21 protein-coding genes are annotated in these 20,336 nt (G+C 74.4%); 9 read left to right on the top strand and 12 right to left on the bottom strand.

The window, feature by feature from the left end:
* Positions 1-59: 59 nt before the first annotated feature.
* Positions 60-857, top strand: a complete 798-nt coding sequence (locus KDN32_RS18700; protein WP_211733745.1) for a helix-turn-helix transcriptional regulator — start codon at positions 60-62, stop codon at positions 855-857.
* A gap of 12 nt (positions 858-869) precedes the next feature.
* Here KDN32_RS18700 and KDN32_RS18695 read toward each other — a convergent pair whose 3' ends face one another.
* Positions 870-1,331, bottom strand: coding sequence for a hypothetical protein (locus tag KDN32_RS18695; RefSeq protein WP_211733744.1), 462 nt, complete (start codon positions 1,329-1,331; stop codon positions 870-872).
* Between the two features lie 101 nt (positions 1,332-1,432).
* Between KDN32_RS18695 and KDN32_RS18690 the strand changes: the two genes are divergently transcribed.
* From KDN32_RS18690 to KDN32_RS18680, 3 genes are read left to right on the top strand one after another with little or no spacing between them, the layout of a single operon-like run.
* Entirely contained in the window at positions 1,433-2,614 is a 1,182-nt protein-coding gene (locus KDN32_RS18690) for a zinc-dependent alcohol dehydrogenase (protein WP_211733743.1), read from the top strand.
* Positions 2,611-3,570 (top strand): iron-containing redox enzyme family protein, encoded by a 960-nt coding sequence (locus KDN32_RS18685; RefSeq protein WP_211733742.1) that lies wholly within the window; start codon positions 2,611-2,613, stop codon positions 3,568-3,570. The genes KDN32_RS18690 and KDN32_RS18685 overlap by 4 nt, the downstream gene beginning before the upstream one ends.
* Positions 3,567-3,773 (top strand): CDGSH iron-sulfur domain-containing protein, encoded by a 207-nt coding sequence (locus KDN32_RS18680; RefSeq protein ID WP_211733741.1) that lies wholly within the window; start codon positions 3,567-3,569, stop codon positions 3,771-3,773. The genes KDN32_RS18685 and KDN32_RS18680 overlap by 4 nt, the downstream gene beginning before the upstream one ends.
* On the opposite strand, the gene KDN32_RS18675 is transcribed toward KDN32_RS18680, so the two are convergent.
* Genes KDN32_RS18675 through KDN32_RS18650 form a run of 6 tightly spaced genes read right to left on the bottom strand, consistent with a single transcriptional unit; the run spans position 3,748 to position 9,886 of the window.
* Positions 3,748-5,379 (bottom strand): phytoene desaturase family protein, encoded by a 1,632-nt coding sequence (locus KDN32_RS18675; protein ID WP_211733740.1) that lies wholly within the window; start codon positions 5,377-5,379, stop codon positions 3,748-3,750. The genes KDN32_RS18680 and KDN32_RS18675 overlap by 26 nt on opposite strands.
* Positions 5,376-5,813, bottom strand: coding sequence for an SRPBCC family protein (locus KDN32_RS18670; RefSeq protein WP_211733739.1), 438 nt, complete (start codon positions 5,811-5,813; stop codon positions 5,376-5,378). The genes KDN32_RS18675 and KDN32_RS18670 overlap by 4 nt, the downstream gene beginning before the upstream one ends.
* A complete protein-coding gene (locus KDN32_RS18665) occupies positions 5,810-6,652 on the bottom strand; it encodes a glycosyltransferase family 2 protein (RefSeq protein WP_211733738.1) in 843 nt (280 codons plus the stop codon). Before KDN32_RS18665 ends, KDN32_RS18670 begins: the two co-directional genes overlap by 4 nt.
* The gene (locus KDN32_RS18660) at positions 6,649-7,677 is read right to left on the bottom strand and encodes a glycosyltransferase (protein WP_211733737.1); all 1,029 of its coding nucleotides are present in this window, start codon (positions 7,675-7,677) and stop codon (positions 6,649-6,651) included. The genes KDN32_RS18665 and KDN32_RS18660 overlap by 4 nt, the downstream gene beginning before the upstream one ends.
* Entirely contained in the window at positions 7,674-8,741 is a 1,068-nt protein-coding gene (locus tag KDN32_RS18655) for a glycosyltransferase (RefSeq protein ID WP_211733736.1), read from the bottom strand. The genes KDN32_RS18660 and KDN32_RS18655 overlap by 4 nt, the downstream gene beginning before the upstream one ends.
* Positions 8,738-9,886, bottom strand: a complete 1,149-nt coding sequence (locus KDN32_RS18650) for a glycosyltransferase (RefSeq protein ID WP_307854216.1) — start codon at positions 9,884-9,886, stop codon at positions 8,738-8,740. Before KDN32_RS18650 ends, KDN32_RS18655 begins: the two co-directional genes overlap by 4 nt.
* Positions 9,887-10,036: 150 nt before the next feature.
* Between KDN32_RS18650 and KDN32_RS18645 the strand changes: the two genes are divergently transcribed.
* A complete protein-coding gene (locus tag KDN32_RS18645; RefSeq protein WP_211733735.1) occupies positions 10,037-10,747 on the top strand; it encodes a GAF and ANTAR domain-containing protein in 711 nt (236 codons plus the stop codon).
* A gap of 6 nt (positions 10,748-10,753) precedes the next feature.
* Here the strand turns inward: KDN32_RS18645 and KDN32_RS18640 are convergent, their stop codons facing one another.
* Positions 10,754-11,464, bottom strand: coding sequence for a GAF and ANTAR domain-containing protein (locus tag KDN32_RS18640; protein ID WP_211733734.1), 711 nt, complete (start codon positions 11,462-11,464; stop codon positions 10,754-10,756).
* On the bottom strand, positions 11,461-11,805 hold the full coding sequence (locus KDN32_RS18635) for an ANTAR domain-containing protein (protein ID WP_211733733.1): 345 nt from the start codon (positions 11,803-11,805) through the stop codon (positions 11,461-11,463). Before KDN32_RS18635 ends, KDN32_RS18640 begins: the two co-directional genes overlap by 4 nt.
* A gap of 202 nt (positions 11,806-12,007) precedes the next feature.
* Here KDN32_RS18635 and KDN32_RS18630 point away from each other — a divergent pair, with 202 nt between their 5' ends.
* Complete coding sequence (locus KDN32_RS18630) at positions 12,008-12,985, top strand: AraC family transcriptional regulator (RefSeq protein ID WP_211733732.1); 978 nt, start codon at positions 12,008-12,010, stop codon at positions 12,983-12,985.
* A gap of 118 nt (positions 12,986-13,103) precedes the next feature.
* Positions 13,104-13,832, top strand: a complete 729-nt coding sequence (locus KDN32_RS18625) for a sigma-70 family RNA polymerase sigma factor (protein ID WP_211733731.1) — start codon at positions 13,104-13,106, stop codon at positions 13,830-13,832.
* A 1-nt stretch (position 13,833) separates the two neighbouring features.
* Here the strand turns inward: KDN32_RS18625 and KDN32_RS18620 are convergent, their stop codons facing one another.
* Genes KDN32_RS18620 through KDN32_RS18610 form a run of 3 tightly spaced genes read right to left on the bottom strand, consistent with a single transcriptional unit; the run spans position 13,834 to position 18,119 of the window.
* The gene (locus KDN32_RS18620) at positions 13,834-15,240 is read right to left on the bottom strand and encodes an NAD(P)/FAD-dependent oxidoreductase (RefSeq protein ID WP_211733730.1); all 1,407 of its coding nucleotides are present in this window, start codon (positions 15,238-15,240) and stop codon (positions 13,834-13,836) included.
* Between the two features lie 4 nt (positions 15,241-15,244).
* Positions 15,245-16,588, bottom strand: a complete 1,344-nt coding sequence (locus tag KDN32_RS18615; RefSeq protein WP_249217261.1) for an aspartate aminotransferase family protein — start codon at positions 16,586-16,588, stop codon at positions 15,245-15,247.
* Between the two features lie 4 nt (positions 16,589-16,592).
* Positions 16,593-18,119, bottom strand: coding sequence for a CoA-acylating methylmalonate-semialdehyde dehydrogenase (locus KDN32_RS18610; RefSeq protein ID WP_211733728.1), 1,527 nt, complete (start codon positions 18,117-18,119; stop codon positions 16,593-16,595).
* A gap of 106 nt (positions 18,120-18,225) precedes the next feature.
* Here KDN32_RS18610 and KDN32_RS18605 point away from each other — a divergent pair, with 106 nt between their 5' ends.
* On the top strand, positions 18,226-19,851 hold the full coding sequence (locus tag KDN32_RS18605; protein WP_307854215.1) for a PucR family transcriptional regulator: 1,626 nt from the start codon (positions 18,226-18,228) through the stop codon (positions 19,849-19,851).
* A 142-nt stretch (positions 19,852-19,993) separates the two neighbouring features.
* Complete coding sequence (locus KDN32_RS18600) at positions 19,994-20,317, top strand: cupin domain-containing protein (RefSeq protein WP_249217260.1); 324 nt, start codon at positions 19,994-19,996, stop codon at positions 20,315-20,317.
* Positions 20,318-20,336 lie beyond the last annotated feature (19 nt).

Genomic DNA, 20,336 nt, shown 5'->3' with positions numbered 1-20,336 from the left:
TGTCCAAAGTTTGTCCCGGGTTTGCGCATGCGGGTCGATCCACCGGGGTACTGGGCGGCATGGAACGACAGACCCCGACCGCGATCCGCCACATCAAGGTGGCCATCCTTGACGAGAGCGAGCTCGTCGTGAACGGCATGCGCGCCATGCTCGAGCCGCACTCCGCGGTCATCACGGTGGTGCCGCACCGGATGGACGCGCCCGCCCCCATCTGCGACCTCACCCTCTACGAACCCTCCGCCCACCGCGCCACGCCGGGCGGGCGCGGCATCCCCCAGCGCTTCCCGGCCCGGATGGTCGCGTTCGGCTGGGACTGCTCGCCCGAGGCCGTCTCGACCGAGATGGCGCGCGGTGCTGCCGGCTTCGTCAGCAAGTCCCTGCCGGCCCGCCGCCTGGTGCGCGACCTGCTGCAGATCGCCGAGGGCCGTGTCCTGGTCGACACCGGCGCCGCGCAGCCGCGGACCGGCCGCAAGGCCCCCGACGAGTGGCCGCTGACCCCGCGCGAGACCGAGGTGCTCGGCATGATCGCCTCGGGCCGCTCCAACCAGGAGATCGTCGAGGCCACCAGCCTCAGCATCAACTCGGTGAAGTCCTACATCCGCGGCGCCTACTCCAAGATCGGCGTGACCTCCCGCTCCCAGGCGGTCCTGTGGGCGGTGCAGCACGGCCTGCTCCTGTCCGGCCAGTCGGCCGCGCCGGCCGTGGCCGCCACGCCGATCCCGGCGGACGCGGCCCGTGCCGTCGCCGGGCGTCCTCCGGTGCGCCGCCAGCCGCGCCCGCCGGCGACGGCCGAGGCGATCGCCGCCGCGCAGGAGGCCAACCGTCGTCGCGCCGCGGCAGCCGCGCTCGCCGGCTGACCGGCCGGGCGGTCAGCTGCCCGGCTGGCCGTACGCCGCCTCCGGCGTCGGCTCGTGGCCGGCCCTGCCGTGGGTGCGACGCAGCTCCTTCATCTCCGCCTCGAACACGTGGCGGCGGCCCTCCACCAGCTCGTCGAGCGCGCGCTGGTGGAGGGCCTTCGTGCGTGCGTAGAACCCGTCGTCGAAGGCCTCGACCATCTGGAACGACCACATGCCGGGCAGCGGGTTCTGACCGAGGGCGTCGCGGTCGAGGGCGTCGGCCAGCGCGTCGTGGCCGGCGTCACGGACCATGGCAGTCGCTTCCTCGAGCGTGCTCTCGGCGCTCCCCATCAGGCGGTGGAAGGCGTAGAGGTGGCCGCGCGCGTCCTCGACGTGGTCGAGCGCTGCGGAGAGCTTGCCGAGGGCCTCGACGGTCGCGTCGCTGACGCCCTCGGGGCGCTGGTGGTCCTCGTCGGGGACGGGAGTGCTGCTCATCCGCCGACCGTGCCACCGGACCTGCCGCGCCGCCACGCACGCACGGGCGAGGCAGGTCAGGCACGGCGTATGCGCGACGCCGACCGGGGCACTGGAGGTCCATGAAGGCAGTCACCTGGCAAGGCAGGCACGACATCCAGGTCGTCGAGGTCCCGGACCCGGTCATCGAGGAGCGCAGCGACGTCGTCGTCGAGATCACCTCGACCGGGCTGTGCGGATCGGACCTGCACCTCTACGACCCGCTGACCCCGTTCATGACCCCGGGCGACGTCGTCGGGCACGAACCCATGGGCGTGGTGCGCGAGGTCGGCTCGGCGGTCACGACGCTGGTGCCCGGTGACCGGGTCGTGGTGCCGTTCAACGTCAGCTGCGGGACCTGCTGGACGTGCTCGCGCGGGCTCTTCAGCCAGTGCGAGACCACCCAGAACCGTGACCACGGCACCGGGGCGAGCCTCTTCGGCTACAGCAAGCTCTACGGGCGCGTCCCGGGCGGGCAGGCCGAGCTGCTGCGCGTCCCGTTCGGCGACACCCTGCCCATCAAGGTGCCCGACGGGCCGCCCGACGACCGCTTCCTGTTCCTGTCCGACGTCCTGCCGACCGCCTGGCAGGCCGTGGAGTACGCCGACGTCGAGGAGGGCGGCACGCTGCTGGTCATCGGCGCCGGACCGATCGGTGACATGGCCACCCGGATCGCGCTGCACCGCGGCCTCGAGGTGATCACGGTCGACTCGGTGCGTGAGCGGCTCGCGCGGGTGCACGGGCGCGGCGCGGAGACCATCGACTTCTCCCAGGTCGACGACGTCGCAGAACGGGTCCGCGAGCTGACCGACGGGCGCGGCGCCGACGCCGTCGTCGACGCGGTGGGCATGGAGGCGCACGGGTCCCCGGTCGCCGAGACCGCGCAGAAGGCGCTGGGGCTGCTCCCGAAGAAGATGCAGGAGAAGGTCATGCTCAAGGCCGGCTCGGACCGGCTCGCCGCCCTGATGACGGCCATCGACGCGGTGCGCCGCGGCGGCACGGTCAGCATCTCCGGGGTCTACGGCGGAGCCGCCGACCCGATGCCGATGTTCCAGCTCTTCGACAAGCAGGTGCAGCTGCGGATGGGGCAGGCCAACGTCCGCCGCTGGAGCGACGACATCCTCGCGCTGCTCGAGAAGGACGAGGACGTCCTCGGCGTCGAGACCTTCGCGACCCACCACCTCCCGCTCGAGGACGCGCCGCACGCCTACCGGTCCTTCCGGGACAAGGCGGACGGGATGGTGAAGGTGGTGTTCACCCCGTGAGGCTCCCCAAGCCGCGCGGCTGCCTCAGCGAGTGGGTCGTCGGGCGCCTCTCCGGCCGGGGAGCCGGCGACGCGCCGGCCGCGCCCGAGTCCGCCGAGGACGCCGCGATCTCGCTCTGGACGTTGCACGAGCTCTGCTACGCCGGTTTCGAGGACGCGGTCGACCGGGCCGAGCGCGACACGGGGCTCATCGCCCTGCGCCACCGGCTGGAGGACTCCCTGGAGGAGCGGCTCCGTGCCCGGTGGGCCGAGCACCGTTCGTTCCCGACGACGCCTGACCCGGTCGACGTGCCGGCCGCCCTCGAGGCGCTCGTCGCCGCCGACGGGGGCCGGTCGCTGGCCGACCACGTCCGGCGTCGTGCGGACGTGGACCAGGTGCTGGAGCTGCTGCGCCAGCGCTCGGTCTACCAGCTCAAGGAGGCCGACCCCACGACGTGGGTCGTGCCGCACCTGCCCGTGCGTGCCAAGGCCGCGCTGATGGAGGTGCAGTTCGACGAGTACGGCACCGGCGACCCGAACCGGCTCCACGCCCACCTCTTCGCCCGCGGGATGGAGTCGGTCGGCCTGCGCCCGGAGTACGGCGCCTACGTCGACGACGCCCTGCCGGAGACCCTCGAGCTCAACAATGTCCTGTCGCTGTTCGGCCTGCAGCGACGCCTGCGCGGAGCGGCGATGGGCCACCTCGCCGCCTTCGAGATGACCAGCTCGATCCCGGCCCGCAAGATCGCCCAGGGTCTCGACCGGCTCGGGCTGGACGGCCCGATGGTGCGCTACTACGACGAGCACGTCGAGGCCGACGCCGTCCACGAGCAGCTGGCCGCGCACGACGTGTGCGGCACCCTCGCAGAGGACGAGCCGGGCCAGGTCGGTGAGATCCTCTTCGGCGCCTTCACGTGCCTCGACGTCGAGGCGCGGCTGGCCGACGCGCTGCTCGACAGCTGGGGCGTGGACGCATGAGCGACGACTTCGATTATCCCGACGTCGTGGTCCGCAGGCACGGACCGATGCTCGTGCGCGGTGCCTCGTCGATCGAGGATGCCGACGGCACCGTCCACCGGGTCGACCGGCCGGTGGTGGCGCTGTGCCGGTGCGACAAGTCCAGCCGGCTGCCGTGGTGCGACGGCACCCACAAGGTCATCCCTCGTCCCGGTCGATCCTGACCAGCACGCCGCCGCCGGACGGTCGGAGACGGCGGGTGCGGTGGTGCCACAGCGCCGCCCGGGCGGCGTTGGCGCCAGCGGCGCCGTGCACCCCGCCCCCGGGGTGGGCGGACGCGGAGGCGAGGTAGAGCCCGTCCACACCGGTGGCGGCGCGACCGCGCATCGCGGGGACCGGCCGGAAGACGAGCTCCTGGTGCAGCTGCGAGGTGCCGCCGTTCACGGCGCCGCCGATGAGGTTGGCGTTGCGCTGCTCGAGCTGGTGGGGGCCCAGCACCCGCCGGGCGAGCACGCGCTCGCCGAATCCGGGGGCGAGAGCCTCGATCCGGGCCTGCACCCGGTCGGCGAAGCGCTCGCAGTCGTCGTGGTCCCACGTCCCGCGGACCTCGCCGGCGGCGTCGTCGCGCGTGGCACCGGGCTGGGGGACGTGGGTGTAGGCCCAGAACGACTCGGTGCCGGCGGGCGAGCGGGTCGGGTCGCTCGTGGTCATCTGGCCGGTGAGCAGGAACGGCCGGTCGGGGATCGTCCCCGCGGCCACCTGGGCGAGCGCCCGGGTCATCTCCTCGACCGAGTCCGCGACGTGCACGGTGCCCGGGAGCCGGTCGGGCGGGTTGCGCCACGGCACCGGCCCGGACAGCGCCCAGTCGACCTTCACGGTCCCGGGGTCGAGCTCGAAGCCACGCATCCCGCGCACCACCCCGGGCGGGACGTCGGACGGTGCGAGCAGCCGGCCGAACAGGTGCACCGCCGACACGTCGGCCAGCACCGTGCGCGCCGCGTGGCCGCCGTCGGCGGTCCTGACGCCGGTGACCCGCCCGCCGCGGACGTCGATCCCCGTGACCTCGGTGCCGGTCACGAGCTCGCCGCCGCGGGACGCGAGCCGGGTGACCAGCGCGTCGGTCAGCGCCTGTGCGCCCCCGCGCGGGACGGGGAAGCCCACCGTCTGGCCGAGCATCGTCATCAGCAGCCCGAAGACACCGGATCCCGGCGACGTGAGGGGGAAGTCGGCATGGCCGGCGTTGCCGGCGAGGAGCAGCGGCCCCGCCGGCCCGGTGAACAGCTCGCGGCCCAGCGACGCCACGGGCGTCGCGAGGCTGCGCACGGTGTCCAGGCCGCCGGCGCGCACGACCGCCGGCACGAGGGCCGCTCCCGCCCGGACCGGTGGGAACGGCGAGGTGAGCGCGTCGACGAGCGGACCGCCGATCCGGTCCCACGTCGCGCAGAGGTCGAGCCAGGCGGCACCGTCGCCGGGCTGCAGCCCGTCGAGCTCCACCGCGGTGCGCTCGCGGTCACGGTGCAGCACCCCCCACTGCCCGTCGCCGAACGGGTGGCCCAGCACGGCGGGCGCGTGCTGCCACGCCAGGCCGTGGTCCTCCAGCCGGAGCCCGCGCATCGCGCGCGAGGCCACCGCCAGCGGGTAGAAGGCGCTGAACGTGTCGTGGAGGAAGTCGGGATGGACCTCGCGGTCGCTGCGCACTGCTCCACCCGGCGTCGGCTGCGCCTCGAGCACGAGCACCGACCAGCCGGCGTCGGCCAGCAGGTTGGCCGCGACCAGCCCGTTGGGTCCGGCGCCCACGACGACGGCGTCGTAGGACCCGCGCTCGCTCACCTCGTCCGGCCCTCCACGACGAACGCCAGCCGCTGGAGCGTCTCGGTGTTGCGCGCGTGGAGCTGGACGTCGCGCAGCGGCTTGGGCACCAGGACGCCAGGCCCGCCGGTCGCGTCCTCCTCGATGGTCACCAGCGTCGCGCCGCCGGACTCCTCCAGCCGCAGGTCGACGTGCGCGCGGCCGGCTGGCCAGGCGCGCGCCTCCAACCGCAGGTGGCGGCCCACGTCGAGCGCCAGCACCTCGGTGGTGTCGTCGACGAGGAGTGGCCAGGTGCCGACGCTGTGGTGCAGCCGGGTGCCGACGGCCGGCCAGCCGGTGTCGACCTCGCGCATCCGGGACGCCCCGACCACGAACAGCGGGTAGAGCCAGCCGTCGGCCAGCACCTCCCAGACCTGCTCGGGGGTGGCGTGGATCGTGCGGACGTTGGTGCTCATGCGGTCTCCTCCTGGTGTGTCCGTACCCAGTCCTGTCCGTCCTGGCGCACCAGGCCCATCTGCTCCAGCTCGTCCAGCCAGCCGGTCATCGGCCAGGTGCCCCAGCGGTCGCGGAACCGGCGACCATTGCGCAGGATGTCGTCGACGTGCTCGACCGGCGGGCTGCTGACGGGGTGGTGCTGGTGGTAGGCGCGCGCGGTGCCGAGCACCCCGAGCGCGACCCCGGCGGCCGCGAGGGTGCGGCCGAGGTCGGTGTCCTCGGCGCCGTATCCGGTGTAGTCCTCGCAGAAGCCACCGACCCGGCGCCAGGTCGGTGCTGCGACGGCGAAGGACAGCGACCAGAACAGGTCGGGGTGCAGGTCGCGCACCACCTCCCCCGTGGCCGGTCGGGGGCGTGCGGGGTGCGGGTCGTCCCACGCGGCGAGGTCGGCGGGGTGGTCCGGGTAGCCGGCGGCGGGCGGGGGTGGGAGGTAGGTGACCGGACCCGACCAGACGGTGCCCGGCTCGCTGCGGACCGCGGCGGCGTAGGCCTTGACGAGCGCCGACCCGGGGAGGCAGTCGACGTCGAGCAGCACGACGACCTGGGCCCCGGCGTCGAGCGCCACGCGGACGCCGAGGTTGCGGGCGGCGGCGAGGGGTAGCCGACCGTCGGCGGCGCGCCCCGTGTGGACCACGGTGCGGGACAGGCCCTCCTCGGTGCGCGCGCGGATCCCACGGTCGTCCATCGCGACCACGACGTGGTGGTCGGGCTGCCGGGAGCCCCGCGCGAGCGCGCGGTGCTGGGCGTCGAGGTGGTCGTGCCGGCCGTGGGCGATCGTCACGACCGCGACCCCGCTCATGCCGGCACCTGCGAGACCTGGGCGCGCGTGCGGGCGGCGGTGGCGAGGACGACCTCGGCGAACCGGTCCGCAGCGCTGCCGTCGCACCAGCCGGCCCATCGCGAGCCGTCGAGCGACGCCGCCTCCGCGAGCAGGGCGGGCCAGGCGCCGGTCGGCCACGACTCGCGGACCACGGCCGGCCAGCCCTGCGCGAGCACCCGCGCGGTCGCGAGCTGCTCGTCGTGCGGGCGCGCCTGCGGCAGGACGACGGCGGGCCGACGCGCCGCTGCGGTCTCGGCCACCGCGTTCTGGCCGGCGTGGGTGACCACGACGTCGCACGCCGCGAGGTGGGGGGAGGGGTCCGCCACCCAGGTGGTCGCGTCGGCGCCCAGCACCTGCCACCGCCAGTGCGGCGTGGACTCCTGCGCAGCCGCGACCTGGACGTCGGACACGCCGTGGCCGCCGGAGCCCAGCATGAGGACGACGGTGCGCCCGTCGCGCCGGCCGCCGTGCGGCGCTCGGACCGGGTGCCGCGACATGGCCCCCACCGGGACGAGGCGCTCGCGCAGGCTCGCGGGAAGACCGGGCGTCATGCCGGTCGCCCGTGCCGGCCAGAAGCCGACCAGTGCCTCCGCGGTCCCGAGACCCAGCAGGTGGGCGGGGTCGTCGCGCCGCCCGGGCAGGACGACGGCGACCGTCGGCACGCCGTGCAGGCGCGCGAGCAGCAGCACCTCGACCGAGACGTCCACCACGAGCAGGTCGGGGCGCACCGACTCGATCCACGCGGACAGTCGGGCGGCGCGTGCTCGGGCACCGGCGTGCAGCAGCGGCGCCCAGTGCAGGTGTCCGCGCGCGGTGACGCCGGCGGTCGTCCCGTCGTCGTCGCGCGGCAGGTGCACCCACTCGCCCTCCCACGACGCCGGGCGCGCGAGCGAGGACAGCCCGGCCACGCGGACCGACGGAGACGACAGCCGCTGCGCGAGCGCGGTGGCGCGGTGCAGGTGCCCGCTGCCGACGTGGTGGACGTAGAACCCGATCGTCCTCATGCGGCGTCGACCCGCTGCCCGAGCTCGGCGTAGCGGGCGAGGTAGCCCTCGACCATCGCGTCGGCTCCGCAGGTGGCCTCGGCGTGCGCGCGGACGGCGCGACGGTCCAGCCGGGCGGCCCGCACGACCGCGGCGGCGAGGGCGGCCACGTCGCCGGGCGGGACGAGCACCCCCGAGTCCGGCGAGACGACCTGGGCCAGACCTCCCCGCGCGAACGCCGCCACGGGCGTGCCGCACGCCATGGCCTCGGCGGCGACCAGGCCGTAGGGCTCGTCCCAGGCGGGGGTGACGACGGCGACGGACGCCTCCTGCAGGAGCCGGGCGAGGGCGGCCCCGGTGAGGTGACCGGCGTAGGTCACCTCACCGCCGAGCCGCGGTACGACCTCCCGTTCGACGTAGTCCACGTCCTGCACCGGGCCCGCCAGGACGAGCGGCACCCCGGCTGCGCGGCAGGCGTCGATCGCCAGGTGCGGCGCCTTCTCCGCCACCAGCCGCCCCGACCACACGGCCGGCCCGCCCCCCGGACCGGGGGACCAGGCGGCGAGGTCGAGACCGTTGAGCACCACGTCGCTCGCCACCACGTGCCGCCACGCCGCCGCGGTCCACTCGCTCACCGCCACGAACCGGGATGCGTCCGGGCTGAGGGCGAGGGCCGACTCCAGCAGCGGCAGGGGCGGGGTGTGCAGGGTGGTGAGGACCGGCACGGCGAGCGCCGGCGCCATCGACACCGGCAGGTGGTGGAGGCTGTTGTTGTGCACCACGTCGAACTGCTCGGCGCCGGTGCGGGCGAGGGAGAGCATCAGCGCGAGGTACGCGTGGTGGTCGGCCACCCACTCGGGCCCGGGCGCGAACCGGTCGGCCATCGCCGCCGCGCTCACCTCGACGACCGCGAGCGGCGACAGGCGCACCTCGGGGTGCACCTGCGAGCCGGGCCCGGCGAAGAGCGTCACCTCGTGGCCGCGCTCGGCCAGGCCGCGCGCCAGGGTGGCGGTCATCGACTCCAGCCCGCCCGCGAACGGCTCGCGGATCGCGAAGCGGTTCGACGCGACGAGGCAGATCCTCACCGTGCACCGCCCGCCAGCGAGCGGTAGAGCTCGTCGTGCGCCGCCGAGACCAGCGCGCGCTGCTGCCTCCGATCCTCGACGGTCGGCCCAGGGGCGACGTGCCCGGCGTAGGCGGCCCGTACCGCGTCGGCGAGGCCGGCGGCACTGAACCGCTCCTCGTCGTGGGTGTAGGTCAGCACCGGCGCCTGGTCGGCGAAGTAGCCGCAGGTGGGAGCCACCACGGCCGTGCCGAGGTCGCGGCACGCCTCCAGCCAGCCGCTGTGCGTGCCGAACCGGTAGGGCAGGACCGACACGTCGAGGGAGGAGAGGTAGGCCCACAGTGCGTCGTCGTCGAGGAAGTCGTGGATGCGCAGGTCGATGTCCCCGCGGGAGGCGTGCGAGCGCAGGGCCGTCGCCAGGCCCTCGTCGTACCGCGCCCCGTCCGGCTCCAGCACGTCGCGGTGCCCGTTGACCTGGAGCACCGCCCCGGGGAGGTCGCGCAGGGTCTCGACCAGCACCGGGACGAGGGGGTGCGGGTGCATCCCGGCGCGGAGGCTCTTGACGTGGATGCCGACGCGGAACTCCCGGTCGCGCACGCCGCGGCGACGCACCTCGCGCATCGCGGCGGTGCGTCGCATCACGTCGAGGGGGACGACGTGCGGGTGCGGGAGCACCACGGCGTCGCGGCCCCACCGGGTGCGGATCTCGGCGGCCGCACCGGTCGTCAGGGTGATCAGCGCGTCCGCGGCGGGCACCAGCACGTCGAGCTGGGCGTCGTGCAGGCGGCGGTCGGCGTGGTGCGGGTTGCGCAGGTCGTGGACGGTGAACACCAGCGGGACACCGCGTCGGCGCAGCGCCGAGACGAGGTCCTGGAGGTCGGGCACGGTCCTCGCGTCGAAGCCGAAGTGGAGGTGGAACACGTCCGCGTCGTGGGTCTCGATCCATCGCGGGTCGAGCATCACCGGCGGCCACCACTGCTGCGAGGCGGCGGGCACGCCCGCCGGGCGCGGATCTGACAACCGGTGCGGTCCGGAGCCGTCCTCCGGCGCGAGGTGGCGGACGTAGACGTGGCCGGACGGCACGGATGCGACGACGACGCGCGTCGCGCGCGGACGTGGCACGACGGGCGCCACGGGCAGGCCGGTGCCTGCGTCGGAGATGCTCACGGCGCGCCGTACCCGTCGTCGCCGACTGCATGCAGCACCCGTCCGGGACACCTCCCTAGGGAGGGGCGCATGGACCGGGTCCACGCGCCTCGATAAAATCCCGGCGACTCCAGAACACGGGTCTCAGGTGCTTGGCCGCAAGGATCTCCATTGTCGCTCCACGAATCCCTCGCCGTGTTCGCCGCGCTGGCCGCCGACCTGCAGCAGCAGGAGGCCGACGAGGCCGCCGCGGCCCGCGCCGTCGTCGACCGGATGCGCGAGCTGGTGCCCGAGGCCGGGCACGTCGGCCTCGTCCTCCGGTCCTCCCGAGGCTCGCTCACGAGCCGCGCCGGGACCGACCCGCTCGCCGAGGAGCTGGACGTCCTGCAGGCGGAGCTGGGACAGGGGCCCGCCGTCGTCGTCCTCGACGACCCCACCTGGCTGCGCAGCGGCGACGTGGCCGACGACGTCCGCTGGTCGTCGTGGGGCGCTACGGCCGCCGAGCGTGGTGTGGGTTCAGTGCTCGCGGTGAGCGTGGACGAGCGCGACGACCCGGTCGGCGCGATCACCCTCTACGCCACGGAGCGCGGCGCGTTCGGCGACCGCGAGGTCGTCGACCGGGCGCGGCTCTACGCCGTCCACGCGGCCACGGCGCTCGCCGCCGCGCGGCGCGCGTCCAGCCTGCGCGCCGCCGTCGACTCCCGCCACGTGATCGGGATGGCGCAGGGCATCGCGATGGAGCGCTTCGGCATCGACCAGCAGCAGAGCTTCGAGCTGCTGCGCCGGCTGTCGTCGACCAGCAACGTCAAGCTGCGCGAGGTCGCGGTGCAGGTGGTCGAGACCCGCGAGTTCCCGCTCGAGCAGGCACGCTCCGACGACTGAGCGTCGTCAGTCGGGAAGAGCGCCCGTCGTCAGGACGTGCTCGGCCACCAGGCCGATCTTCGCCCGGCGGCTGCGGGCGGCGGTGCGCAGCGCGTTGAACGCCGCCACGGCGTCGCACGAGCCGCGGGCCATCAGGTAGCCCACCGCACGCTCGATGACCACGCGGTAGTCGAGTGCGTACTGCAGCTGGCGGGCGAGCTCGCCGGCCGTGTGGGCCTGGAGGGCCGCCGTGAGCGTGGTCGCGATGACCTCCGCGTAGCGCGACAGCGCGGCCACCTCGCTGTCGTCCCAGTCGTGGGGCTCCTCGCAGTAGACGTCGAGGGTGCCGATCGGGACCCCGCCGAGCCGCACCGGCACGCCGAGCACGCCGCGCACCGGCAGGTCGGCCATCGCCTTGGCGAGGATCGGCCAGCGGTCGGCCTCGTCCGTCACGTCCCGGCTCGTGACGACCTGGGCCGTCACGTAGGCCTCGGTGCACGGGCCCTGCCCAGCGCTGGCCTCCGTCTCCTCCAGCACCCGTCCGGGGCCGTCGGAGGCGGCGACGTAGCGCAGCATGTCCTGCTCGTCGGCGACCAGCAGGCCGGCCCCGCCGAGGCCGAAGAGGTCCACGCACGCGTGGACGACCTGCTCGAGCGCGGCCACCACGGTGCCGTCGTCCTCGCGCGAGAGGTGCAGACGGCGCAGGCTCTGGGCGAGGGCGAGGTCGTCGATGCTCATGGCGCCAGATCCTCCCCTGCCGATGGCCCCGACGGCCACCCCGACGCGGGCAGGTGGGCGAGGAACGAGTCGAGCACCCGCTGGTCGAGCTCGTCGGCCGTGCCGTCGTGGACGGCGACCAGCACCCGCGCCACGCTGCGCACCTTGGTGTTGCTGTCCTGCGAGACCCGCAGCATGGTCCGCCAGGCCTGGTCGGTGCTGCAGCGGTAGCGGGCGGAGACCAGGCCGATCGCCATGCCGATGTCGCGCTGCGACTTCATCGCCTCGTGGAGCTGGGCGACCTCGTCGCGCAGCTCCTCGGGCTGGGCGTGGTCGCCCGTGGGTAGGTCCGTTCCAGACATCCGTCACCTTCCAATGACGCAGGTCCGCGGACACAGGGCGGAGACTTTCGACGTACCCGGTGACACTACAAGCAGCCACCGACAACGGACCTCTGCCCCCGGTGCACCCAACCTCCTTAGGGGTGGGCCGCGCTGCGGGGGAGTAGGCTCGAGGTGGCTCGAGCACACGGGTCGTCCCACGCCTCCTGGAAGGGGGGACCCCGTGGCACATCTGGATGCCCGGCGGATGCATCCCGCCGACTTCGACTTCGAGGGCACTGGCGAGGAAGCCCGCAACTGGCTCGACGTCGCCTACGGCTCCTCGCTGGGTCTCTCGTCGCGGATGGGCGCCGTGCGACACCGCCGGACCGAGTCCGACGGTGTCGCCGTCGACCACCTCACCATCGACGCCCCGATCACCTTCGACGCCGACCCGATCCCTGGCCTGGTGGTGGTCGACGTCCTCCGCGGCCAGATCGAGTACTCCCGCGCGGGCCACACCGACGCCGCGGTCGAGGGCGACAGCGTGCTCGCCTCCGGATGGGGCATGCCGTTCGCCGGGCGCGGCAACGGCTACGAGGTCAACAACACCCGCCTGTCCCTCCCGGTCCTCGACGCCGCGATCCGCGACATCGACCCCGACCGCTCCGCCGACGACCTCACGTTCCACCGGTTCGTCCCGGTCAGCCCCGCCGCCGGCGCCCGGTGGCGGGTGACGCTGCAGGAATACCGCGAGTCGATCGGGACCCACGAGAACGAGGTCGCCCGGGGCTCCGCCACGCGTCTGCTCGCGCACGCCCTGCTGCACACCTTCCCCAACAACGTGGTGGGCGAGGCGCGCCGCCTCGACCTCGGGCGCGACCGGCGCGACGCCAGCCAGTCGGCGGTGCGCCGCGCGCAGAGCTTCATCGAGGGTCGTGCGGGCGACGACCTGTCGGTCGCCGTCATCGCGCAGGCCGCCGGAGTGTCGCCGCGGGCCCTCCAGTACGCCTTCAAGCAGCACCTGGGCTGCACGCCGCTGGCCTACCTGCGGCGGGTGCGGCTCGACCTGGTCCGCCGCTCGCTGCGCGACGGGTCGGTCACCTCGGTGGCCGACGCGGCCGTCCGGCTCGGGTTCTTCAACCCGGGACGCTTCGCCGCGGACTACCGCCGGGAGTTCGGCGAGAACCCGCGCGACACCCTGCGCCGCGCGCGGGGCTGACCCGGCCAGCACCACGCTTCGCAATCCGGCTGTCGTCGGACGGAGCGCGCTGCGAGGGTGGAGCCACGACTTGCTGGAGACCACGGCGAGCTCGCCTCCCGCAGGAAGGAGCCCACCCGTGGTTCCTGTCACCCTCGTCCCCCAGCCTCCGTCCGACACCACCGCGGCGGACGAGCTGATCCGCTCCCACCTCGACGTCGCGCGGTCCATGGCGTCGCGCTACCGCAACCGCGGCATCGACCTCGACGACCTCGAGCAGGTCGCCCTGCTCGGGCTGACCAAGGCAGCCCGGCGCTTCGACCCCGACGCCGGCAACGACTTCATGTCCTACGCCGTCCCCACCGTCCGCGGCGAGCTGCGCAAGCACTTCCGCGACTGCGGCTGGACGGTGCGACCGCCACGCCGGATCCAGGACCTCCAGGCGCGCATCTCGCGCGCCCAGGGCGAGCTGGAGGCGACCCTCCAGCGACCCCCGCGTCCCACCGAGGTCGCGGCGCACCTCGAGGAGTCCCGCGACGACGTCGTGGAGGCCATGACGGCGGACGGCTGCTTCACCCCGACCTCCCTCGACAGCTCTGCCGGGGACGGCCCGACCACGCTGGGTGAGCTGATCGGCCAGGCGGACCCGGCGATCGGACGGGCGGAGGCGCGGATGATGCTGGCGCCGCTCGTCGCCCGGTTGCGCGCCCGCGACCGCCGTATCGTCCGGCTGCGGTTCGTCGAGGAGCTCACCCAGCAGGAGATCGCCGCCGAGGTCGGCCTCACCCAGGCGCAGGTGTCGCGGGTGCTCACCCGCATCCTGGCCGAGCTGCGCCGTGGCATCGGGGCCCTCGCGCCGGCGGCCTGACTCAGGAGTCGAAGCCCAGACCGGCCCGGTCCAGCACCCGCAGGAAGGCGTTGCGCCGTCCCTCGCGGTGGTCGGCCCGGTCCAGCGACCAGCGGGTGAGGTTGATGCCGACGCTCGCCAGAGGCTCGGGGGGGAAGGGGACCGGGCGCTCGCGCACCATCCGGAGCGCGGTGCGTTCGGTCTCCTGCCCCGTGAGCAGGTCGAGCACCACCTCGGCGGCGAACCGGGTCGCCCCGACGCCGAGCCCGGTGAAGCCCGCCGCGTGGGCGACCCGGCCCCCGTGGCTGGTGCCGTAGAACGCGGTGAACTGCGTGCAGGTGTCGATGGCGCCGGCCCAGCGGTGGCTGAACCGCACGTCCTCGAGCTGCGGGAAGGTCGCCAGGAAGTGCGAGGCCAGCCGGGCGTGGCTCGCGGGGCGGTCCTCGTGCCGCACGTGGACGCCACCGCCCGTGGGGTAGATCGCGTCGTAGCCGCCCCAGAGGATCCGGTCGTCGGCCGTGAGTCGCGCGTAGTGGAACTGGTTGGCGAGGTCGCCGAGACCGCAGCGGCGCTCCCACCCGATCGCGGCGCGCTGCTCGGCGGTGAGCGGCTCGGTCATCAGCACGTAGTCGTAGACCGGGACGGTCATCAGCCGGTTGCGTCGCAGCAGCGACGGGAAGACGTTGGTCGCGAGGACCACGCCGCCGGAGGTGACCGTGGCGCGGTCGGTGGCGACCTCGATCCCGTCCGCCACCTTCCGCAGCCCGGTGACGGCGGAGTGCTCGTGGACCTCGACGCCGAGCTCCGTCGCGACCCGCGCCAGCTCGAGGGCGAGCCGGGCGGGGTGGACGAGGGCGTTCCCGTCGGTGTCGAGGGCGCCGGCCAGGAAGAGCGGGCTGTCGACCTCGGCCCGCACGGCCGCGCGGTCTCGGTGGCCGGGCTCGTCGCGCAGCCAGGCGACCTGGTGCTCCTCCACGGCGACCGCCAGGGTGCCGGTGCGCTCCCACTCGCACGCCAGACCGAGGTCGCGCACGTCGGCCTCGAAGGCGTCCAGGTTCTGCGCACCGAGACGGGTGAGCGTCTCGTGCTCCTCGGGCCAGCGCGAGCGCCCGTTCTCCTCGCCGTGGGTCAGCGAGGCCTCGCAGAAGCCGCCGTTGCGGCCCGAGGCGGCCCAGCCGACCGCCTGCGCCTCGAGCAGCACCACGCGCCGGCCGGGGTCGCGCCGCTTGGCGTGGACAGCAGTCCAGAGGCCGAGGTAGCCCCCGCCCACGATCGTGAGGTCCGCGCGGGTGCTCGCCGTCAGCGCGTCGTACGCCGGCCGGGCGCCGGCGTCCTCGAGCCAGAACACCGCGTGCCGGCTGCCCGCGAGGGCGCGCTCCACGAGTCGGGGGTCGGGGGCGTGCCGCTCGTAGGCGGTGCGGTGGGCCACGGGATCAGCGTGCCGCGGCGGTGAGCGCGTCGTCGAGGATCGCCAGTCCTTCGCGTGCCTCCTCGGCGGTGGTGGTGAGGGGCGGCACCACGTGGATCCGGTTGAAGTTCACGAACGGCAGCATGCCGCGCTCCTGGCAGCCCTTCACCACGGCCGCCACCTCGGGGCTGGAGCCGCCGTAGGGCGCGAGCGGCTCCCGGGTGTCGCGGTCGCGGACCAGCTCGAGGGCCCAGAACGCCCCGGTGCCGCGCACCTCGCCGATCCAGTCGTGCTTGGCGGCGAGCGCCCGGAGCCCCGGTCCGATCACGTCCGCGCCGAGCCGCTCGGCGGCACCCACGACGTCGTCGTCCTCCATCGCGCGGATCGTGGCGACGGCGGCGGCGCACGCGAGCGGATGGCCGGAGTAGGTCAGGCCGCCGGGGTAGGAGCGGTGCGCGAACGTCGCGTGGATCGCGTCGCTGATCGCGACACCCCCCAGCGGGACGTATCCGCTGTTGACGCCCTTGGCGAAGGTGAGCAGGTCAGGGGTGACGCCTCCGTGCTCGACGGCGAACCAGCGCCCGGAGCGGCCGAAGCCCGACATCACCTCGTCGGCGACGAGCACGATGCCGTGCCGGTCGCAGATCTCGCGCACGCCGGCGAGGTAGCCCGGTGGCGGGACCATGATCCCGGCCGTGCCCGGGATCGCCTCGAGCACGATCGCCGCGACGGTCGACGGGCCCTCGAGGGCGACGACCTGCTCGAGGTGCTCGAGCGCGCGCTGGCACTCCTCGGCCTGGGTGGTCGCGTGGAAGGCGCTGCGGTAGAGGAACGGCCCGAAGAAGTGGACGGTGCCGGTCGAGCCGTGGTCGCTGGCCCAGCGGCGCGGGTCGCCGGTCATGTTGACCGCGAGGTGGGTGCCGCCGTGGTAGCTGCGGTAGGTCGTGAGCACCTTGTGGCGGCCGGTGTGCAGCCGCGCCATCCGGACGGCGTGCTCGTTGGCGTCGGCGCCGCCGTTGGTGAAGAAGACGTGGTCGAGGTCGCCGGGCGTGTGGCTCGCGATCAGCCGCGCGGCCTCCGAGCGGGTGCCGTTGGCGAACGCCGGCGCGACCGTCGCGAGGTGGCCGGCCTGCTCCTGGATCGCCGCCACGATGCGGGGGTGCTGGTGCCCGAGGTTGGTGAAGACCAGCTGGGAGGTGAAGTCGAGGTAGCGCGTGCCGGCGCCGTCCCAGACGTACGAGCCCTCGGCCCGGGTGATCACCATGGGGGAGATCTCGGCCTGCGCGGACCAGGAGTGGAAGACGTGCGCCCGGTCGAGCTCGTAGGCCCGGTCGGCGTCGTACGTGCTGGACAGGTCGCTCTTGCTCATCACGTCAGTCATTGCGCGGGAACCCCAGCTCGAGACCGCCCGCGGGCCGGTTGGCCGGGTCGATCCACCGGGTGGTGACGACCTTGCCGCGGGTGAAGAAGTGGACGCCCTCGGTGCCGTGGGCGTGGGTGTCGCCGAAGAGCGAGCGCTTCCAGCCGCCGAAGGAGTAGTAGGCCACCGGCACCGGCACCGGGACGTTGACGCCGATCATGCCGACCTCGACGTCCGCCTCGAAGCGCCGCGCGGCGCCGCCGTCGTTGGTGAAGACCGCGGTGCCGTTGCCGTACGGGTTGGCGTTGACCAGCGCGACGGCCTCGTCGTAGGAGCCGACCCGGACCACGGACAGGACCGGGCCGAAGATCTCCTCGGTGTAGATGTCCATGTCGGGCGTGACGTCGTCGAAGAGCGTGGGGCCGAGCCAGAAGCCGTCCTGCCCGCCGCGGGCCTGCACGTCGCGGCCGTCGACGACCACCTTCGCGCCGGCGGCCTCGCCGGAGTCGATGAACGAGCTGACCCGGTCGCGGTGCGCCTTGGTGACGAGCGGGCCCATGTCGGCCTCCTTCTCGCGCCCGGTGGCCTCGCGGCCGCCGTCGCCGATCAGGAGGGTGCGGGTGCGGTCGGCGATCCGGGCGACCAGCTCGTCGCCGATCGGGTCGACGGCGACCAGCACGCTGATCGCCATGCAGCGCTCGCCGGCGCTGCCGTAGCCGGCGTTGACGGCCGAGTCGGCGGCGAGGTCGAGGTCGGCGTCGGGCAGCACGACCATGTGGTTCTTCGCGCCGCCGAGCGCCTGGACGCGCTTGCCGTGCCGGCTGGCGGTCTCGTAGACGTACTCGGCGATCGGGGTGGAGCCGACGAAGCTGATCGCCTGCACGTCCGGGCTGGTGAGCAGCGCGTCGACGGCGGTCTTGTCGCCGTGGAGCACGTTGAAGACGCCGTCGGGCAGGCCGGCCTCCTTCCAGAGCGCCGCGAGCCAGCCGGCGGCGCTCGGGTCCTTCTCGCTGGGCTTGAGCACGACGGTGTTGCCGGCGGCGATCGCGACCGGGAAGAACCACATCGGCACCATGGCCGGGAAGTTGAACGGGCTGATGATGCCCACGACGCCCAGCGGGACCCGCTTGGAGTGCACGTCGACGCCTGTCGACGCCTCCTCGCTGTGGCCGCCCTTGAGCAGGTGCGACATCCCGCACGCGAACTCGACGACCTCGAGGCCGCGGGCGATCTCACCCATCGCGTCGGAGTGCACCTTGCCGTGCTCGGCGGTGATGATCGCAGCGAGCTCGTACTTGCGGGCGTTGAGCAGCTCGCGGAAGGCGAACATCACCTGCGTGCGCCGGGCGAGCGACGTGGTGCCCCACGCCTTCGCGGCACGCGACGCGGCGGCGATCACCTGCTCCGCGTCGGCCTCGCTGGCCAGGGCGACCCGGCCCGTCACCTCGCCCGTGGCCGGGTTGGTCACGTCGGCCCAGCCGGTGGGCTGGCCGGTGAGGGGGGCGCCATCGGCCCAGTGCACGATCTCCGCGGGTGTCATGCGGTCCATCCTGCTCGTCGAGGGGCAGGCCGGCGGGTGTCGGATCGTAGGGTTTGCGCTCTTGTCCCGGACACTTCGTCGCCCCGTCCGGGCGTAGGCTCCGGCCGTGGCCGAGACGACGCCGGGCGTGACGCTGACCGAGGCGCTCGCGCTGCCCACCTTCCGCCGCGCCGCGCCGCGGGTGCTCGCGGGCGCGGGCGCGACGGACCGACCGATCCGCTGGGTGCACGCCACCGAGCGCCCCGACGTGCGCGAGCTGCTCCGCGCCGGCGACCTGCTGCTCACCATGGGCACCGGGCTGCCCGCCGACGACGACACGGCGGGGCTCGCCGCGTTCGTCGACGAGCTGGTCGAGGTCGGCAGCGCCGGCGTGGTCGTCGAGCTCGGACGACGCTGGTCCGACGAGCTCCCGCCCGCGCTGCTCGAGGCCTGCGAGCAGCACGGCCTGCCGCTGGTCGTGCTGGGCCAGGAGACCCGCTTCGCCGCGCTGGCGCAGGAGATCGGCGAGCGGGTCGTCGACCACCAGGTCGCCGAGCTGCGCGAGGCGCAGCGGGTGCACGAGACGTTCACCGAGCTGAGCTTCAGCCAGGCCGGTCCGGTCGAGATCCTGCAGGCCGTCCAGCGCCTCGCCGGCGGCCCGGTCGTGGTGGAGAACGCGCACCACCGGCCGCTCGACTACTTCCCGGGCCCGGACGACGAGGGCGGCTTCCTCGACGGCTGGCCGGCGCGGTCGCGGCGGGTCGAGGTCGCCGGCCGCACCGGGTGGGACGCCGGGAACGGCTGGCTGGTGACCCGGCTCGGCACGGCCGAGCAGGGGTGGGGCCGGCTGGTGATCGGCTCGGCCGCGGCCCCGTCGCAGCGGCTGGTGGCGGTGGCCGAGCGGGCGGCGGCGGCGCTCGCGCTGCACCGCCTGCACGACCGCGACCGCGGCACGCTCATGCGCCGGACCCACCTCGAGCTGCTGACCGGTCTGGTCGAGCAACCCGGCTCCGAGGAGGTCCAGCGCCGCTGCGAGCTCGCCGGCTTCCCGCTGCGTCGCCGTGCGTTCGCGGCGCTGGTGGTGCGCCCGCGGATCGGCGCGTCCACCCCGGCCGACCTCGACGAGGTCGCCGCGACGGTGGTGCGGGCCGCGCACGCCCTGCGCCTGCCCGCCCTGGTGTGCGAGGTGGAGCGCGACCTCCGGGTGCTCGTCTCCGCGCCCGTGTCGGCGGACGCCGACGACCTGCTCGACCGGGTGGCCGCCCGCGTGCTGGCCCACCACGAGGTCGTGCTCGCCGCGGGCCGGGCGGTCACCGAGCCCTCGGCCGTCGCCCGGGCCGTCACCGAGGCCGGACAGGTGGCCGACGCCGCGCCGCAGGTCCGCCGCGAGTCCGACCCCGACGTGCACCGCCTCGACGACCTGCACCTGCGCGGGCTGCTGGCGCTCCTCGGCGAGGACGACCGGCTGCGGCTCTTCGTCGAGCGCGAGCTGGCACCGCTGCGCCGGCACGACGCCGACGGCGGGCGCACCGACCTGGTCGCCGCCCTGCGCGCGCTGCTGCTCCACCCGGCGAGCAAGACCGAGGCCGCCGCGAGCCTCCACCTGTCGCGGGCCGCCTTCTACGACCGCCTCACGCGCATCGAGGCGCTGCTCGGCGCCGACCTCGACGACCCGGACGTACGCGTCTCGCTGCACGTCGCGCTGCTGGCCGACGAGCTCTTCAGGGATCCCCGGCCAGCCGGGGATCGCTGAACATGTCGGCCCGTGCACGGCCTGACATGTTCAGCGAGAGCCTGACCGGTCGACGCTCGACCCGCCGAATCGTCCAACGCCACGCCGAAGTCCCGACAGATCGTCGGTCCGTCTGGCCCGGCGGGCTGCCACGATGACCCCCATGAACCGTGTGCTCGACGTCGCCGCCGCCGTCCCGACCGCGCCCCTGGACCCGGGGTCCGTCGTCGACGGGGCGCCCGCGGCCGGGTCCCGCGCGCTGGCCGCGGTCTCCGGCGTCGAGGTCGGCGTGTGGGAGATGAGCCCCGGCACCGCCACCGACGTCGAGGTCGACGAGGTGTTCGTCGTCCTGTCCGGCTCGGCGACGGTGAGCTTCGAGGACGGCGAGCGCGTCGACCTCGGCCCCGGCACCGTCGTCCGGCTGCGCGCCGGCGAGCACACCACGTGGGTCGTCCGCGAGACCCTGCGCAAGATCTACGTCGCCTGATCCCGAGAGCCGGAGGAAG

It is taken from the genome of Nocardioides palaemonis (assembly GCF_018275325.1).
GTDB classification, from domain to species: Bacteria; Actinomycetota; Actinomycetes; order Propionibacteriales; family Nocardioidaceae; genus Nocardioides; species Nocardioides palaemonis.
Note: the sequence above shows the minus strand (reverse complement) of the source record. Positions and strands in the feature narration are given on the sequence as shown.